This is a genomic window from Paenibacillus sp. 2RAB27, assembly GCF_052115445.1.
GTDB lineage: Bacteria > Bacillota > Bacilli > Paenibacillales > NBRC-103111 > Paenibacillus_E.
Window position 1 is genome coordinate 102,294 of record NZ_JBFRGR010000015.1, and the last position, 16,562, is coordinate 118,855.

The window sequence follows — 16,562 nt, forward strand, 5'->3', positions numbered from 1 at the left end:
TTACTTATTCGTGAAAAGAACCATTCTCTCCTGTAAACTTTCCACAACCTCTTTGGGCATTTCCCTAATCGTGATATCTCCACCTAAGAAAAGCAGCCAATTTGTGATTTCGGCCAATTCATCCGAGTGATGAACATTGATGAACGTTTTTAAAATTGCCGTAGACTGATAAGGATTGGTGTACGAAATTGATATTTTTAACGGATGGTATTTTTTGAACTGGGCAATCGCTTTAGGACCAAGTTCAAGGACAAGATTGATGACTTTTTCCTGCTTGCTTAGTTGTTCTATAATCTTCTTCTTGGTTGTTCTTTTCTTCCCAGAGTAGGGTGTAACATCGGTAAGATTGTCGACAGGGATAATCCGCCTCTTCTCTTCCTCTAGGTCAAAGCCTTCAATCTGCCAAGAGCTTTTTTCACGATATAAGTGCAACAGATAGATGGGATAAGTCTTTATTTCCCTCCCTACTTCGACGGAAACCACTAAGTAGCTATCCATAATAATGATTTGGATAAGTTGTTCTAACATAGGATGGGGCAGATCGGACAGATCAAGCAGATCGGGATTGTGGGGGTTGGTTCCCTCAAATAGCAAGATTTGATTTAACAGAACAAGATCATCTTGTTGGTTTTCCGATATAAGTCCGAGTAATTTTTCCGCTAAAGAGTGACGACTCTTGAGATAGGGAAGTTGTTGATTTCTCGTGGCCATGAAGGCAATAAAAAGGGCCTTTATCTCATTATCGGTAAAGCGGACAGTCGGTAGGACGGAATTTTTCATGACAAAATAACCACCATCCCTCCCGACTTCAGCGACAAGCGGCATCCCCATCGTCTCAATTTCTCTGATATCTCTAATGGCTGTCGAACGAGAGATATGAAATTCCTGCATAATCTCAGATATGGTAAAGTGGGCTCGGTTATTGATATACCGCATGATGATGTTAATTCGTTCTACTTTTTTCATCGGATCCTCTAAACAGTATCATTTTTTGACATGGTTTAAGGTTATTATAAAGCTATCAAGTAAAAAAAGAAATCCAGAGGAGGAATGAACTTGAGTACGATTATCAGTAATGAAAAAATGACAAAAGTAGAGTCCCGCCCTTTTGGAAGGATGGCCGTTTATTGGACCGTCACAATCATACTCGCATTCTCAATTGCATTAAGCGGTATCGGGCAACTAATACGATATGGGGGGAATGTCGATCTAGTGACCGATATTGGTTTCCCGTTATATGTCACAAACATTCTCGGAACTTGGAAGTTGCTTGGCGTCATTGCAATCGTAATGCCAGGATTCCCCCGACTTAAGGAATGGGCTTATAGCGGTATCTTTTTTTTAATGACTGGTGCGGCCTTATCTCATGTGTTCGCCAACGATTACGGCGATTACGGATTCCATATTATTCTTCCGCTTTTCTATGCCGCGCTTAGTATTGCCTCTTGGGCGTTGCGTCCCCAAAGCCGCAAACTTTAATAGGTAGTTGAGATTCATCGGATCTTCTAAACAGTATCTTATTTTGACATGATTTAAGGTTAATATAAACGTATTAAGTAAAAAATTCATTAATTTGAAAAAAGGAGATTTAATTATGACAATGTATACCCTTGAGGAAAAAGACAGCTTTATCGTTCTAGGTATTGGCACGGAGCTGAAGAGCAATTACACGGATTATGCCGGTATCAACAAGGAGAAGGAAAACTTTTGGCGGGCCGTAGAGCAAGATGGAAGGCTTGACGCTTTAAAAGCAATTGCCACGAACGACTACATTTTCGCCGTGAACGAAGCGGTGAATCACAAGATGATGTATTATGCTGGCGTCATGACAGGAGCATCGGTACCGGAAGAACACAGAGTTATTCAATTCCCTAAGGGACAATATCTCGTCGTTAAAGGCGAAGGGAAGACGGCGGATGAGTTGAGTAATAAGCTCACTGGCATTGCCTTTGGTCAAGTTCTGCCTGAAGCCCAGAATTTTGCCTATGTTGGCGGGCCAAATGCAACGGTTGAGATGGGGCAGCGAGACGGTCTCGTCTATGGTGAAGTATGGATTCCTGTTGTAGGGAAATAAACGAGGTCATGGGAGGGATTAGCGTGTCTCAGATTGTTGATTTTAAAAATGTGTCTACGGTTGGTTTAGAGTCTTCACCAGTAGCAGAAGCGCTTGCAGGTTTACGTGCGAATGAAGCCCGCTACTTTATGAATAAATACAAACATGAATTTTCGGTTATACCCGCTAGCGAAAGTCAGGAGAATCTTGATTATGTGAACCGCATTTTAGAAGAACGTGATATTGCGTTTGCAGCCAAACCTCTAGAAACGTCGCGTTTTCAAGTGGAAAATATCCAATTTACCTACGTCTTTTATGAGGATGGTCTTGGGATTAATGTCATGTACACTGTTGATGACCCTAAGAAGCGGGCTGTTGGTTTTAAGCTTTCTGAGGGGATGGAGATTCCCAAGGAGTTAGAGCCGAAGTTTAAGTTTGCTAGACAGAAGTCGAAACTTGCTGGAACCATTCGGGGCTCATTTTTTGTAATTAAAGGGCAATATTAAAGTTTCAAGTGTGATAAGATATGGTCAAATTGTGGTTTTGAATAAATATAACCGTGTAAAGGACTGCCGAGAGGCAGCCCTTTTGTACTTTTATTGAAACTTTCACATGTTTGGGAACTAATCCGCAAGTAACTTCCTATAAATAATTTCCACAATCATGCATATGAATAAAGTAAATTCCCCTATGTGGGGAGAGATATTATTTGGGGTATATAGATTTCTTCTTATGTTAAGACTAATAACACTTTTTATACAGAGGTGTTAAATATGAAGGTTGTATGTCCTGCGTGCAAGAGAGAGGTGAAAGTTAAGATGAATGGGAATGGACGTTGTATTTGTGGTGCAAATATAAAAGTATTGGATTAATTCTATCTAATAAGTTAGGATCTAAGTGTAAAAAATGAGATATTTTTATACATAGGACTAGACAACACCGATTTAGTGTGTAAAAATTACTTGTAAATAGTAAATCGGCGGTGAATAGATGAGACATGCACATAAGATCTTCCATGAAACTAGTGCTAGTGAATTTAATAAAGTTTATGAGGAGAGATTTAACTATCATTCTACCGTGAAGTTTGGAATGCATATTAAACCTATGGATCAGTCTACTTATTATGAATTATATTATGTACCGACAAACAAAATGATTAGGATGATTAGTGAGCTTTGCATAATTTCGAGGGAGTTTAACACTACCTTTGGAAATCTGCCGAAAGTAGCACAGAAACAATTTATTATCGAGTGCATCTCGGAGGAATTGTATAATACAAACGAGTTAGAGGGAATAAGAAGTAGTAGAGAACAAATCGTTAGAAGCACTAAGGATGTAATATTTAACAAAAAGTCAAAGAAGAGATTCGAGAGCATGATAAAATCATACTTCCGTCTGCTTGATGAGTTTGAGTTTCCTCAAACCTCAAAAGATATTAGAAAAATATATGATGATATTACACAAGGAGAAATAGACTCGCAGGAACTTCCTGATGGGGAGATTTTTAGAAAAGAAACTACTTATATTTTGAAAAAATCAGGTAGTGGTAAGGTTGTTCATCAAGGAATTACACCAGAATCAGAAATAATTAGTCTGACCGAGAGATTATTAAACTTCATAAATAATGATTCTGACATACCTAATTTAATAAAAGTGGCAGTTAGCCATTATTATTTTGGTTACATACATCCTTTTTATGACGGAAACGGAAGGACTTCTAGATTTATTAGTAGTATGTACTTGTCAAAGGATCTAGGAAATATCTCTACATTATCGTTATCTAGAGGGTGTAATAAGTATAAAACTAAATACCTTGAGGCTTTTGAAATTTCTAATAGTATTAGAAGCAGAGGGGAAATGAATAGTTTTATTGAAACGTTTCTAGAAATTATTATTGAAACTCTTAAGCAGATGAATACAGAATTGAAAGAAAAAAGTCTGTTGCTAAATTTGGCATTGAAGAAGTTAGACGGTGAGCCAAAGTTACAGGGTTTAACGAAAAATCATAAAGATATTATGTTTGTTTTGGCCCAAAATCATTTCTTTGATTCTAGTAGTGGCCTGACAGTGAGTGACTTAACTGAAATATTTGAAAAGTCGGCAGTAACAATAAGGAAAATAGTTAAAGAGTTACTCGACTTCTCACTAGTGGAACAAGAAGGAGAAAGGCCGGCATATTTCTGTATTAGACATAAATACTTCGAGGAATGAACAGCTGCTTACTGAATACAGGGCCATCATATGGCGTACGATCCCAGAAATGAGGTCGTACGCCATTTTCTTTTGAGACAGCCGTAATTAGATTAGTCACTTTACTGCACATTCTGAAATAATAGCGGCAGCAGTAGCATTGGACCCATTGTGCCGATCCTAGCCAGGAATAAACCGCAGAAGGATACGCTAAAGCTTCTAAACTTAAATAAGTTTAAGGGCATAATGACTGTCGGCTTTAAGTGTCTAGTGTTGCTAGACGAAGAAGGCAAACTGAAGAAGACCTATTCGATCGCGGCGGGCCTTGATTACCCTGGTATTGGGCCGGAGCATAGCCATCTGAAGGTGACGGGCCCGAGCAGAATACGCAACGGTCACCAATGAGGAAGTGTTGGAAGCCTTCCAAGAATTGTCCCGCACAGAGGGAATTATCCTAGCACTGGAAAGCGCACATGCGGTTGCTATACGCGAAGAAGCTGGCACCGACAATGGGTCAAGATCAGATCATTATCGTTAATCTGTCTGGTCGCGGGGATAAGGATGTTGAGCAAGTGTATCAAATGCTGAAATAGTGTAACGGATGCATCAGTTAGTACAATACATGTATGCAGACTTACATGAAGGAAAGGACGTCCAGTGGGGCGACCTTTCCTCGTTTCTCGGGTTATCAAAGGCCGTGTGGATCACAAGGGCAATGGACGCTTTTTTCTATACGATTAATAAGGTTTGACATGAGCACCCGTGCTTCGCATTTTTATCGATTATGACGAATTGTTTGGCTGGATTAAGATTTCATCATCATCCCAAAAGCAAGCCATTTTGAAGTAAGCCCTTTCCCGATAAGATGAAAATAACGACGGAGAAGGGAGGGAATTGAACGGCCGCGGTATAACTAGCGCAAGTGCAACCAAGCAAGTGATTTGCCAATAGGAGAGGAGACGATTGACAATGAGTAACGCTTTATCAATTCGTATGTCCAAGCTAGCGGTTTCTTTGATGACTGCCTTCCTACTTTCTGCCTGTTTCAATGTATCTTCATTCGTACATGCAACCTCCACCTACGACACGGCCGTACTAGCTGACAATCCCGTTGGATATTGGCCTTTATCCTCCACGGTCACGGCTGATCAATCGGGGAACGGTTTGAACGGTACGTTTACTGGAAGCCCGACTGACACCACGATGCCGAATGGGGATGCAGCTCCGGTATTCAACGGAACGAATCAGTATTTTACAATCCCTGACAACGATTATCTGGAGGTTACGCGCACAGGCATCTTGACCGTTGAGGCCTGGATGCGGCCGGATACGTTGCAATTTACAAACTATGAGAGCAGCGGGTATGTGCATTGGATGGGCAAGGGGACGTCCGGACAGCATTCTTGGGTGGCTAGAATGTACAATCAGACAAACACCGAAAACCGTCCAAATCGTATCAGCGGCTATTCGTTTAACTTAAGCGGTGGCTTAGGCGCAGGCTCCTACTTCCAGGATACGGTGACCGCGGGTCAATGGATTCACTACACCTTGGTTATCAACACCGTGAATACGAGCACGACGTACCCGACAGGCTACACAAAGGTGTTTAAAAACGGTGTCCTGCGTGATCAAGACAAGCTGTCCGACTACAGCATCGTACCTGGAAACGGTACGGCCCCGATGCGGATTGCCACGCGAGATCTTGCATCGTACTTCCAAGGCGCGATCGGCAAAGTTGCCGTGTACGATTATGAGCTGACGCCTACCAAACTGGCAGCGCATTACAGCACGATGACCAATTAAGCGTAGCTGAGGACTAACGCAGCACAAAAGTGAAAAGGACGATCCCCGAATGCATTTCGGTCGGGATCGTCCTTTTTTTAATGGAACCGAGCTCGCCTGAACTCGCTCGGCGTAATGCCTGTATGCTTTTTAAACATGCGGTTGAAGGAAGCAATCGTGTAATAGCCGACAAGCGTTGAGACGTCCTGAATTTTGAGATCCGTCTTCTCCAGCAGCTCCATCGCTTTATTCATGCGCACTGTATTGACATAATCGCTAAAATTGATCTCTGTCTTTTCTTTAAAATAGGTCGACAAATAAGCGCCTGTAATGTTGAGCTTATCCGCTAACAAGTCCAGCGATAGATCGCTGCCGAAATGCTCATTGACGTAGTTCGTTACGAAACTGGTAATATGGTCGGTCGCTTCTTTCTTCTGACGAATATCGGAGGCGGACTGTGTCAGGATTTCCTTGAAAAACTGCTGAAATTGTTCTAGCGTGCGGCAATTCTTAAGAATATCCGCCGGGCTCCTCTTATCATCCAGCAAGGAGATTGGATTATGGCTCGAATAGAGTGTTTTAATAATCAAATTGACGATTTCCTTGGCAAGGTCAAGGATTTGCGCGTAGGAAGCGCCGCGTTTGACTGCGAGCTCTAACGTTTTCGAAACGATAGGAATTGTGATCGCGGGGTTACCGGAAGTCAAATTCGCGGTAAATTCTTTCATATTGGTCGGTGTAAGCCAGAGATCCGGGGGTAGAATCTCTTTTTCCCGAATGATTTGGACACCTTCCCCAAGCTTCCGTTGTTTGGCTAACAGCAGCGTGTTTTCAAAAGCTTCGTTGAAAATAAACGCATTGTCATGGACAKGACTCACGGCAATGGTCACGGAACAATAGGAAGCATCCAGCTCAAATATTTTTTTAATATCGAGCAGTAGATTGTCTAATACGGAAAGCTCGGAATCGTTTGTAAAAATAATCGTCAGAATTTGATCCTTCTCAATTTGGAAGGTCAAGGCGTCTTTATAGGCCTGAATAAACTGCGATTGCACGAATTCCTTGATGTAATAGGAAGCGCGATTAGGATCCATGTCCATGGCGGCTAACTGGTTGTCGATATACATGAGCTGGTATAACACGATGACATAGGGTTTATCGGAATCAATGGAAATTTTCGCGTCCTCAATATCGGTGTGAATCATTTTCACCTTATTTAAGTAGGCGTAGTGCTTGAGCAGGGAATTTTTGCTTAGTAAGTCCCGGTTAATCGTTTCATTGGTCAAAAATAAATCATGCAGCTTCTGACTAATAACGTTGAACTCGCGAATCGGACTTACAAAGGGGACGCTCTGGGGGCGATCCATTTGTTGAATGGAGCTGATGATCGTGTTGAGCGGATTGTTGAACCGTTTGGCAAAGAGAATTGAAATGCCGACTCCGATGATAACGGAAAGGAATATCAGCCCGATCATGAACACATTCAGCTTAAAGAACTGTTCGGAAATTGTAGCGAAAGGCACGATCAGCACATAGGTGTTTCCGGTCACTGCACCTTGTTTGTAGAAATAATAATTGGTGCCTTCCAAATAATAGCCGGAGCTGTCAGTATGCGGCTTCAATTGCAATGGAATTTTTCGACTGGTTACGGCGTACGTTTCGCCCCCAGCGTCATCCAGAATGTAGAAATTGGAATCTGCTTGAAAATGGCTATAGGCCTCAAACATTTGATCGCTGTCTAGCAACGCTATGATGGCGAAGCCGTCCGTTGCGGCGCTTTTGAAAAGAACAGGATTAAACGTCCCAAAGCTTCTAGTAGAGAAGCTTGTACTTTCTTGAAATTCAGCAGAAGGGTACACCCGGAAGGAGAGCGAAGATTTTCCGGTTTCCGTCGACCAGAACTGCTCTGGATACATGGGGGACGTATAAAATTTGCTGAACATCATTTGCGCATCTCGGGACCCATCTTTATCGATAACAAAATCACGGTTCGGAAAATAATAGATGATGTTATATAAAGAAAGCTGATTGTTCGCTAACACATTTTGCAGCTCGCGTTGAACCTGACTTGAAATATAAAAGTCGAGCTTCTGCGGATTATTTTTGAGCGCTTCGGTATGGGTGTTGAAGTATGAGCTGACCAGCAGACTTTTAATTAACGAAATGTTTTTTTCATAGCTGGCTACGGTCGTCTCGAGATTCAGAGAGCTGTTCTTAATAATTTCTTCACGAATACTGCTTCGAAAGAAGGTAAAGGAGGCCACATTAAAGGATACGAGCAGCAAAATGATGATAATGAAACTGATTAATAGTCGGTAGAACAAGGAGGTGCTGTATCTTTTTCTAGGGACATAAGTTGTTTGCATTGTCGTCTCCTTTCGCTAGCCTGTAGTATGTGGAAATTATAGCATGGTCAAATTCATGGTGTGAGAAAATATTTACAATTTCCTTATATGAATTTTTACGATTCTTATTATTATTCTCGATTTAGAGAAATTTGCGAATGAGTCGATGAGGAAGTGGATAGTCGGCATGGTGTTTTTCGGATACGATGGGCTTGTCGATACAGAGCCTCAATAACCAGAGGGGGGCAACCCACATTGAGAAGAAGGAGAGATGACTATTGCGTACGAACCCATCGGCCGCCACGACACAGACGTCTGTTTCGCAAGCGAATCTCCGGTCGAAAAGAAGTGCCTATCTGAAGCAGTGGAAACGAGGGAAATACTTATTTCTCCTCTTCCTGCCTACCTTGCTATTTTATTTACTTTTCAAGTACGTTCCTATGTTCGGTTTGATCATTTCTTTAAAAAATTACAATTTGTTTAAGGGTGTCTGGGCAAGTGAATGGGTCGGATTGAAGTATTATAAGCTGTTCTGGGAAAATCCCGACTTCTTTAAGCTCATCTACAACACTTTTATGCTTGGGATCTACAGACTAATCTTCGGCTTTCTTGCACCGATTCTGTTGGCGTTGCTCCTAAATGAAGCGAGGCACGCGTTCTTCAAACGATTCGTACAAACGGTCAGTTACTTGCCCCATTTTATATCCAATGTGGTGGCGGCGAGCATGGTGCTCATGTTCCTTTCGCCTTCCAGTGGTATCGTCAACCACCTGATTCAAGTTTTCGGCTTTGAGCCGATTAACTTCATGGTGATGCCTGGGATGTTCCGCTCGGTCTATGTGATTTCGGAAATCTGGCAGCATGTGGGCTGGGAGACCATCATTTATCTGGCAGCTTTGACGTCGATTGATCCTCAGCTGTATGAAGCGGCGGAAATGGATGGTGCGAGCAGGTGGAGGAAAATAGCGAATGTCACGCTCCCAGGCATTGCGCCGGCCATCGTGATCGTATTTATTCTGAATGTCGGGCACGTCCTTGATATCGGTTTCGAAAAAGTGTTTCTCCTCTATAACCCCGCCATCTATGAAACGGCTGATATTATCAGCACTTATGTGTACCGAACAGGGATCGGTCAGGGCAATTACAGCTATGCGACGGCCATTGATTTCTTTACAGGGATCGTCAGTTTAGTGTTCATATATTCGGCCAACTGGATCAGCCGTAGAGTCGGCGAGACCAGCTTGTGGTAGAAAGGAGGTACGCATAATGAAAACGAAATTTGGTTTGGCTGATATCCTGATTATCCTTGTACTGCTTGGTGTCGTCGCCGCAACACTGTATCCCTTTATTTATATGTTGGCGGTCTCGTTCAGCGATAGTACGCACATTTTAAAAGGAGAGGTTACGCTTTGGCCAAAAGGATTCAACGTGGAAATGTACAAAATCGTCTTACACGATCCGCGTATATCCTCCGCCTATATTAATACCATTCGATATGTACTAGTCGGGACCTTGGTCTCGCTAATTATGACAGCCATGGGTGCGTTCGCTATATCTAAAAAGGAGTTGCCGCATCACAAGCTGTTTACACTGCTCATTGTGTTTACGATGTTTTTCAGCGGTGGTATGATTCCGACCTTCCTGGTCGTCAAAAGCTATGGCTTGGTAGATAGCCTGTGGTCCATGGTGCTGCCTACGGCCGTCAGTACGTGGAATCTCATCGTGATGCGAACTTTTTTCTCCGCAATGCCCAAAGAGTTAGAGGAATCGGGTAAAATTGACGGATTGACCGATATCGGTATTTTCTTTCGGCTCGTGCTGCCGCTTTCCAAAGCGGTGCTTGCCACCATCGGACTTTTCTATGCCGTTGGCATCTGGAATAACTTTTATTCCGCCTTACTCTACCTGCGCAACCAGGATATGTTCCCGCTGCAAGTTGTTCTACGCAATATTGTCTTGCAGGGGCAGATCAACTCAGCTAACGTATCCAGCGTAGGCGGCGATAATTTGGTCGTTGATGATGCATTGAAATTTACAACGATCCTTGTTTCCACTGTACCGATCCTCCTTGTCTATCCGTTTCTGCAAAAATACTTCGTCAAGGGGGTGATGATCGGTTCGGTGAAAGGTTAGTTCATGTTCAGTAATATCAAGGCTGCGGGTCTAAACAAATGAAAAGGGAGATGGGTTCTATGAATAAAACAGTAAGAGGGTTGTCAATTTGTTTAGCTTTGGGACTATCTATGACGGCAATCGCCGGTTGTTCGACGAGTACGAACGAGACATCGACGGCAGTGCCTTCTGCCAGTGCGGGGACAACAGCTTCAGCTCCTGCGCAAGTGGTCAAACAAACCTTTAATGTGCTCAATTATTCGAATCCAAGCTGGCCTTACAATAAAGATAATATTGCTTGGAAATTAATTGAAGAGAAAACAGGTGTCTCCTTAAATGTGCAGCTGCCTTCTGGAAAGCTGGATGACGCGTTAAGTGTTACAATTGCCTCGGGCAATTTGCCGGATATGATGATGACGCAGGACAAAAAGCTGGCAGATAAGTACGGACAACAAGGTGCGCTGGTTAATATTTTGGATTATGTAAACGAGATGCCGAACTTGAAAAAATGGATGGAAAAATATCCGGTTGATACGCAAAACACGATTTCGTCGGATGGCAAAATGTATATGTTCCCGAATGCGGGAATCGGGGAAACGAATCGCATGATTTGGATGTATCGTGACGATGTATTTAAGAAGCTTGGGCTTTCCGAGCCAAAAACGTGGGATGAATTGTATGCAGCGCTTAAGAAAATAAAGGAAACTTATCCGAAGAGCTATCCGCTTTCATTCCGGAACGGTTTGCAGCGTCTCCTGAATTTCGCTGCAACCTTTGGCACGAGTTCAGATGTGTACTATGATTTTGATAAAAAAGAATGGCGCTATGGTCCGCTGGAAGACAATTACAAGCAAATGATTGTGTATTTAAATAAATTTTATAAAGAAGGCCTCATTCCTCCCGATTTCTTGTCTGCAGATACGAAGCTATGGCAGGACCTAATGTCCACGGAGCGAGCCTTTGTTACAGTCGATTACATCGGACGGATTGACTTCTTCAACTCGGCATTGCGCAAGGATAAACCTGATTTTAATCTGGCTTTCATGGGAGCCCCGGCTGGATTGGCAGGTGCGCCTGCCAAAAATGCGTTCACGCAATATTTGGACGAAGGCTTCATGATTGCGACATCTTCGAAAAAAATCAAAGAGATTATGAAGTTCATGGATTTCTTCTATAGTGAGGAAGGTAAAACGCTAGCCAGCTGGGGAAAAGAAGGCGTCACTTACAAAACGGAGAATGGCAAGAAGCAGTTCATTGAGAAATATGCGGATGTAGCGGACATGAGAAAGAAAACCGGTATTTCTACGGACGGCACCTATGCGTGGTTCGATTATGATGCTCATCTATCCCTCTCATCACCTGAGCTGCAGAAGGCTTATCAGGAAGCGCCGAAATATGATAGTCTGCAGCAGCCTCGTCCAGCTTTCACAAGCGCAGAGATGGAAACCCTCTCTCTCTCTGGGGATACAATTATGAAGAAGCGCGATGAGAATATTTCCAAATTCATCGTTGGTGAACGCAGTCTGGAAGATTGGCCGAAATATGTGAGTGACATGAAAGCGTTAGGCGTTGATAAAATGGTGGACATTTACAAAAAAGCGTATGATCGGGCTTTGAAAAAATAAAGTTGAAGAGACCCTACTTAGGGTCTTTTTTTGACTTTTCGAAGTGCCTTGGCACCGAATATAAAGCCAAAGTCGGAGAATTGTATAAGCTTATGCTATACGGACTGATCGGGCGTTGATGATCGATTATGTCATGTAACCATATTATTTTTATCTAGCATATTGCTTCATATTTTTATATAATACCACCAAATACCAGATGGGGGTGACAGGTGCGTGCAGAAACACTGGATTGAAGTAATTGAAGGACAATTACTTCCGAATTTGCAGATTGCCAGTGAGCGGCCTTATGACCCGATCGTCGTTTACAGTGTCCCTAAGCCGTGGCAGCTAGTCGGTGCGGGTAATTATGCGGCTGTGCTGATGCATCCAAGCTATCCGGATATGGTGGTGAAAGTGTACGCACCTGGACGGCCGGGGATAGAGGATGAGAAAGAAATATATCGACGGCTGGGCAAGCACCCAGCTTATTCCGAATGTTTGCATGCAGGTGATACATATCTTGCGCTGCGTCGATTAACGGGTGTAACGCTGTATCAAAGTTTGTTGCGCGGCATCCCGATTAAGCGTCAAGTGCTAAACGATATTGATGAAGCGCTGAAGTACGCGGTAAGCCGAGGACTGACACCGCATGATGTGCATGGTAAGAATGTCATGCAGCATAATGGCCGAGGCTTGGTCGTCGATGTATCGGACTTCTTGAAAGAAGACGATTGCTCGATGTGGGACGATTTGAAGCGTGCCTATGATCGCTTTTATTTCCCATGGCTGCGCAGGATACCGCTCCCAGAGTTCTTGCTGCACCTCGTGCGCCGAGGATATCGGAAATACCGCAGATGGGCCCGACCTTCAGGTGAGTTACATAAGAAGGGTATGTAAAATGGTATAATTACAGGAGCTTGCCGCGGCCAGCTCCCTTTTGTATTTTTGCCGTGAGGATAGGAGAGATAATAATGGGAAATACGGATAAGTTTGAAATGATAGCTAATGTATACGACACGCCTGAAAGAATTCAAATTGCCAAGGTATCCTCAGATGCCATTCGTGAATATGTCGTTGACGCTAATCGTAAGAACGCGATTGATTTTGGGTGTGGAACCGGTCTTGTCGGGATGAATTTGTTAAACGAGTTTAACTCGATGTTGTTTCTAGATACTTCACCAAACATGATTACGCAGCTAAACCAGAAAATTTCTGATTTACAAATTCAGCATGCAGATACATTATGTTTTGATTTTGAAAAGGAAGGTTTATCGGATTTGCATGCGGATTATATTTTTATGGCACAGGTTCTACTGCATATTCCGGATGTCGAATTCGTTTTATCCAGATTATTTGATGTTCTCAATGAAGGAGGGCATTTGCTAATCGTTGACTTTGATAAAAATGAAAAAGTAATGTCCGATATGGTTCATAACGGATTTAATCAGGAGAAGCTAACTGACGTTATGGCTAAGATAGGTTACAAGAATATTCAATCGAAAACGTTTTATCAGGGAAGCAACATATTCATGGGGCAAGATGCATCTATGTTTATTCTTGATTCTCAAAAGTAAACTTGCCACTTCCCAAACGCAAATGTTTATATTGAATTCATTTTTGGTATAATAATAGGAAATAGTGAGAGAAAACGAGGGATGTAAATGTCGTATATCGTTGATTTTAAAAATGTATCTACGGTAGGTTTAGAGTCTTCACCTGTCGTAGAAGCGCTTGCTGGTTTACGTGCGAATGAAGCCCGTTACTTTATGAACAAATACAAACATGAATTTACGGTTATACCCGCTAGCGAAAGTCAGGAGAACCTTGATTATGTGAACCAAATTTTGAAAGAACGTGATATTGCGTTCGCGGCCAAACCTCTAGAAACATCGCGTTTTCAAGTGGAAAACATTCAGTTTACCTACGTTTTTTATGAGGATGGTCTTAGCGTTAATGTCATGTATACGGTGGATGACCCTAAGAAGCGGGCAGTTGGCTTTAAGCTTTCTGAGGGGATGGAGATTCCCAAGGAACTAGAACCGAAGTTTAAGTTTGCTAGACAGAAGTCCAAACTAGCTGGAACGATTCGAGGTTCGTATTTTGTAATTAAAGGACAATACTAGTCTTCGAAGATATGTGTAAATAAAGGTAGATATTTCACAATACATGTGAGATATCTATTTTTTCATTGCAAAAAAGAAGGAAATGGGTCGAAAAACATAGAATGTTAATAATTGGTAGGTCTATAACGCAGGGGGAACACATCTATGGTATATCGAAATAAATTTCTAAAAGTGCTGCTGGGTTTCTTTATTGCAGTTTCGGGGTTATGTATGGCTCAGCCACACGTGGAGGCGGCATCTTATTCTTCCTATTGGTATCCGCAAGGAAAAGTTGGATTGATGAAGCCAACGATCGTGTTTGAATTTGTAAAAAGCGATATCACACCCGAGTTCAAAAGCTATACGATGAAAATCGACCAAGTCAAAGTAGACGCGCAATGGGACATTGGTAGAATGATCCTGTCTTATACGCCAACGGCGGATTTAAAGGCAGGAGAGCATACCGTTAATATTGTATTGGAGCTTAAAGAGGACGGCTACATGCCGATTGAGAAGAGTTGGACATTTCGTGTTGACGAAAAAGCCATTTCTGATCTGCCTGGGGCACCTACGGCTCAGCAATTAGAAGGCATTAAAGCGATTAACGATTACAGGGTTATGCATGGTTTGAATCCCCTTACCTTCAATAAGAACCTAACGTATGCGGCCAAACTGCATGCGCAATATTTAGAAACGAACAAGGTTAGTGAGTCTGGGGTATCCATGCACGAAGAAAATAGTAAGCTCCCCGGTTATATCGGAAGTAAGTTGTATGAGCGCGGTATGTACGCTTCGTATGGCGGAAATTTCTCGGAAGACGTCTCTTACAATGGAAACTCACAAGCAACGATTACACAAGCGATCGATGGCCTTTTCGATGCCCCTTATCACCGTACGCCTTTCTTAACACTGGATGCCATAGAAATTGGTCTTGATAAACAAGGTGATTATACGGTTATTGAATTTGGACTAACGAATGAATGGAACTCGCGATTAGTCGTTTCTCCGGCTCCGGGCGATCCTTATGTTCCGATTGATTTTGACGGTCATGAGACGCCAGACCCGATCCGAAACCATGCCGGTACCAAGTACCCTGTTGGTTATCCCATCATGGCGCAACTTTCAGGAAGATTTGTTAGAGATGTCAAATTAGTCGAATCCAAGCTGACGGATAGTACGGGCAAGGAGCTGGATCTCTTGCTGAATACGCCTCTAGACGATGATCATCTGCAAAGTGAAGTTATGTTAATTCCGACTAAGCCACTCTCCCCGGATACGGTCTACACGGCTTATGTTAAGTTGTCTGTCATTGAAGATAATCAACCCAAGATCTATGAAAAGAAGTGGGAGTTCCGTACGGAACCTATTGCGTATGTGGGGAAAAGTAAATTGCATAACGATTCTACCGCGTATGTGAAGCAAATGAACCAATCTGGCAAGTTGCAGCATGTGGTTTCTTTTGGACTAGCAGATAATAAATTTATCTTGGATGATGTTAAGGTGCCTATGAAGCAAAAACCTATTATTAAAGATGGCAGCTCCTACCTTTGGATTAGAGATTTAGCAGGGGCACTCGGGGCATCCGTAGAATGGGATGATAAACAGAAGGCAGCTATATACACGAAACAAGGCAGAACCATCACCCTCTTTACGACCAAAAATGCCTATGCGCTAAATGGTGTGGAAATGGCGACGGATTCACCAGCTATTTTGGACAACGATTCTACGATTATCCCAGTTAGATTGCTGTCTGAAGTGCTTGGCGCTAAGGTAGATTATGAGGACAAAACACGAACGGTTAGAATTAGTTATTAAGTTAAGAACCCATTAGTTAGAGATCGTCGATAGCTGACGGTCTCTTTTCTTTGGATATACGTCGGCTTAAAACCGACAGATCGCAATACATGCAACTAACGCGAAGAACACAATATTCACACCAATTTCCCGATATTCCTTTCGAGAGACATGGAATAGGGCGCCTAGAAGAACGACTGCGGCAAGCCCAGTTGCTGCAATTGGCGTCCATATAGGAGCAATATTCATCGCCTGAGGCAGAATAAGTCCAAGTGCTCCGATTAATTCGACGATCCCGATAAAGACAACGAACGATTTTGATACGTCTTTAACCCACCCCCAAGAGGCTTTGGCTTGTTCATACTGAAAGGCCTTCAACCAACCAGAATAGACAAAACCTATTGCTGCAAGACCTTGAATGATCCATAGTGCGATATTCATGAATGGTATAACCTCCTTATTACTATTTGACAACTCTACAGGTATAATAAGCGCAAGTATTCGATTAAGGAAGTAGGCACTTATAAGTTATATGAAGAAGATCGCAGTCCATACTTAGTATGTCTGTGCTTTTTCC

Annotated in this window: 15 protein-coding genes and 1 pseudogene; 13 read left to right on the forward strand and 3 right to left on the reverse strand. The window is 42.6% G+C overall.

Annotated features, from left to right (window positions below; translation table 11 throughout):
* Positions 1 to 966, reverse strand: coding sequence for a helix-turn-helix transcriptional regulator (locus tag AB4114_RS20430; protein WP_441990096.1), 966 nt, complete (start codon positions 964 to 966; stop codon positions 1 to 3).
* 84 nt (positions 967 to 1,050) lie between these two features.
* Here AB4114_RS20430 and AB4114_RS20435 point away from each other — a divergent pair, with 84 nt between their 5' ends.
* The 6 genes and pseudogenes from AB4114_RS20435 (at position 1,051) to AB4114_RS20460 (ending at position 6,046) form a co-directional block, all read left to right on the forward strand.
* Positions 1,051 to 1,479, forward strand: coding sequence for a DoxX family protein (locus AB4114_RS20435; RefSeq protein ID WP_441990097.1), 429 nt, complete (start codon positions 1,051 to 1,053; stop codon positions 1,477 to 1,479).
* A 115-nt stretch (positions 1,480 to 1,594) separates the two neighbouring features.
* Positions 1,595 to 2,074 carry a GyrI-like domain-containing protein gene (locus AB4114_RS20440; RefSeq protein WP_441990098.1) on the forward strand — a complete coding sequence of 160 codons (480 nt, stop codon included), beginning with the start codon at positions 1,595 to 1,597 and terminating at the stop codon, positions 2,072 to 2,074.
* A 23-nt stretch (positions 2,075 to 2,097) separates the two neighbouring features.
* Positions 2,098 to 2,559 carry a phage tail protein gene (locus AB4114_RS20445; protein ID WP_441990099.1) on the forward strand — a complete coding sequence of 154 codons (462 nt, stop codon included), beginning with the start codon at positions 2,098 to 2,100 and terminating at the stop codon, positions 2,557 to 2,559.
* Positions 2,560 to 3,043: 484 nt separating this feature from the next.
* Positions 3,044 to 4,264, forward strand: a complete 1,221-nt coding sequence (locus AB4114_RS20450; protein WP_441990100.1) for a Fic family protein — start codon at positions 3,044 to 3,046, stop codon at positions 4,262 to 4,264.
* Positions 4,265 to 4,498: 234 nt separating this feature from the next.
* Positions 4,499 to 4,836, forward strand: a pseudogene (locus AB4114_RS20455) (pyridoxal-phosphate dependent enzyme); the annotation flags it as partial.
* 376 nt (positions 4,837 to 5,212) lie between these two features.
* The gene (locus tag AB4114_RS20460; protein ID WP_441990101.1) at positions 5,213 to 6,046 is read left to right on the forward strand and encodes a LamG-like jellyroll fold domain-containing protein; all 834 of its coding nucleotides are present in this window, start codon (positions 5,213 to 5,215) and stop codon (positions 6,044 to 6,046) included.
* 77 nt (positions 6,047 to 6,123) lie between these two features.
* Here AB4114_RS20460 and AB4114_RS20465 read toward each other — a convergent pair whose 3' ends face one another.
* The gene (locus AB4114_RS20465) at positions 6,124 to 8,391 is read right to left on the reverse strand and encodes a helix-turn-helix domain-containing protein (RefSeq protein ID WP_441990102.1); all 2,268 of its coding nucleotides are present in this window, start codon (positions 8,389 to 8,391) and stop codon (positions 6,124 to 6,126) included.
* Between the two features lie 335 nt (positions 8,392 to 8,726).
* Between AB4114_RS20465 and AB4114_RS20470 the strand changes: the two genes are divergently transcribed.
* From AB4114_RS20470 to AB4114_RS20500, 7 genes are all read left to right on the forward strand, one after another.
* Positions 8,727 to 9,620, forward strand: coding sequence for an ABC transporter permease (locus tag AB4114_RS20470; protein ID WP_441990154.1), 894 nt, complete (start codon positions 8,727 to 8,729; stop codon positions 9,618 to 9,620).
* Between the two features lie 16 nt (positions 9,621 to 9,636).
* Positions 9,637 to 10,503: a carbohydrate ABC transporter permease gene (locus AB4114_RS20475; RefSeq protein ID WP_441990103.1), complete on the forward strand. Its 867-nt coding sequence runs from the start codon at positions 9,637 to 9,639 to the stop codon at positions 10,501 to 10,503.
* A gap of 59 nt (positions 10,504 to 10,562) precedes the next feature.
* The gene (locus tag AB4114_RS20480; RefSeq protein ID WP_441990104.1) at positions 10,563 to 12,107 is read left to right on the forward strand and encodes an extracellular solute-binding protein; all 1,545 of its coding nucleotides are present in this window, start codon (positions 10,563 to 10,565) and stop codon (positions 12,105 to 12,107) included.
* A gap of 216 nt (positions 12,108 to 12,323) precedes the next feature.
* Positions 12,324 to 12,986, forward strand: coding sequence for a serine/threonine protein kinase (locus AB4114_RS20485; protein ID WP_441990105.1), 663 nt, complete (start codon positions 12,324 to 12,326; stop codon positions 12,984 to 12,986).
* A gap of 74 nt (positions 12,987 to 13,060) precedes the next feature.
* Positions 13,061 to 13,663 (forward strand): class I SAM-dependent methyltransferase, encoded by a 603-nt coding sequence (locus AB4114_RS20490; RefSeq protein ID WP_441990106.1) that lies wholly within the window; start codon positions 13,061 to 13,063, stop codon positions 13,661 to 13,663.
* Between the two features lie 87 nt (positions 13,664 to 13,750).
* On the forward strand, positions 13,751 to 14,212 hold the full coding sequence (locus tag AB4114_RS20495) for a phage tail protein (RefSeq protein ID WP_441990107.1): 462 nt from the start codon (positions 13,751 to 13,753) through the stop codon (positions 14,210 to 14,212).
* 144 nt (positions 14,213 to 14,356) lie between these two features.
* Entirely contained in the window at positions 14,357 to 16,006 is a 1,650-nt protein-coding gene (locus AB4114_RS20500) for a stalk domain-containing protein (protein WP_441990108.1), read from the forward strand.
* 66 nt (positions 16,007 to 16,072) lie between these two features.
* Here the strand turns inward: AB4114_RS20500 and AB4114_RS20505 are convergent, their stop codons facing one another.
* Positions 16,073 to 16,426: a DoxX family protein gene (locus AB4114_RS20505; RefSeq protein ID WP_441990109.1), complete on the reverse strand. Its 354-nt coding sequence runs from the start codon at positions 16,424 to 16,426 to the stop codon at positions 16,073 to 16,075.
* Positions 16,427 to 16,562: the final 136 nt, after the last annotated feature.

What these genes read in the sequence shown, in the direction of transcription:
- AB4114_RS20500 (WP_441990108.1), top strand. Translation starts at nt 14,357, where the DNA reads ATGGTATATCGAAATAAATTTCTAAAAGTGCTGCTGGGTTTCTTTATT.
- AB4114_RS20435 (WP_441990097.1), top strand. Translation starts at nt 1,051, where the DNA reads ATGAACTTGAGTACGATTATCAGTAATGAAAAAATGACAAAAGTAGAG.
- AB4114_RS20480 (WP_441990104.1), top strand. Translation starts at nt 10,563, where the DNA reads ATGAATAAAACAGTAAGAGGGTTGTCAATTTGTTTAGCTTTGGGACTA.
- AB4114_RS20440 (WP_441990098.1), top strand. Translation starts at nt 1,595, where the DNA reads ATGACAATGTATACCCTTGAGGAAAAAGACAGCTTTATCGTTCTAGGT.
- AB4114_RS20450 (WP_441990100.1), top strand. Translation starts at nt 3,044, where the DNA reads ATGAGACATGCACATAAGATCTTCCATGAAACTAGTGCTAGTGAATTT.
- AB4114_RS20430 (WP_441990096.1), bottom strand. Translation starts at nt 966, where the DNA reads ATGAAAAAAGTAGAACGAATTAACATCATCATGCGGTATATCAATAAC.
- AB4114_RS20490 (WP_441990106.1), top strand. Translation starts at nt 13,061, where the DNA reads ATGGGAAATACGGATAAGTTTGAAATGATAGCTAATGTATACGACACG.
- AB4114_RS20475 (WP_441990103.1), top strand. Translation starts at nt 9,637, where the DNA reads ATGAAAACGAAATTTGGTTTGGCTGATATCCTGATTATCCTTGTACTG.
- AB4114_RS20505 (WP_441990109.1), bottom strand. Translation starts at nt 16,426, where the DNA reads ATGAATATCGCACTATGGATCATTCAAGGTCTTGCAGCAATAGGTTTT.
- AB4114_RS20495 (WP_441990107.1), top strand. Translation starts at nt 13,751, where the DNA reads ATGTCGTATATCGTTGATTTTAAAAATGTATCTACGGTAGGTTTAGAG.
- AB4114_RS20460 (WP_441990101.1), top strand. Translation starts at nt 5,213, where the DNA reads ATGAGTAACGCTTTATCAATTCGTATGTCCAAGCTAGCGGTTTCTTTG.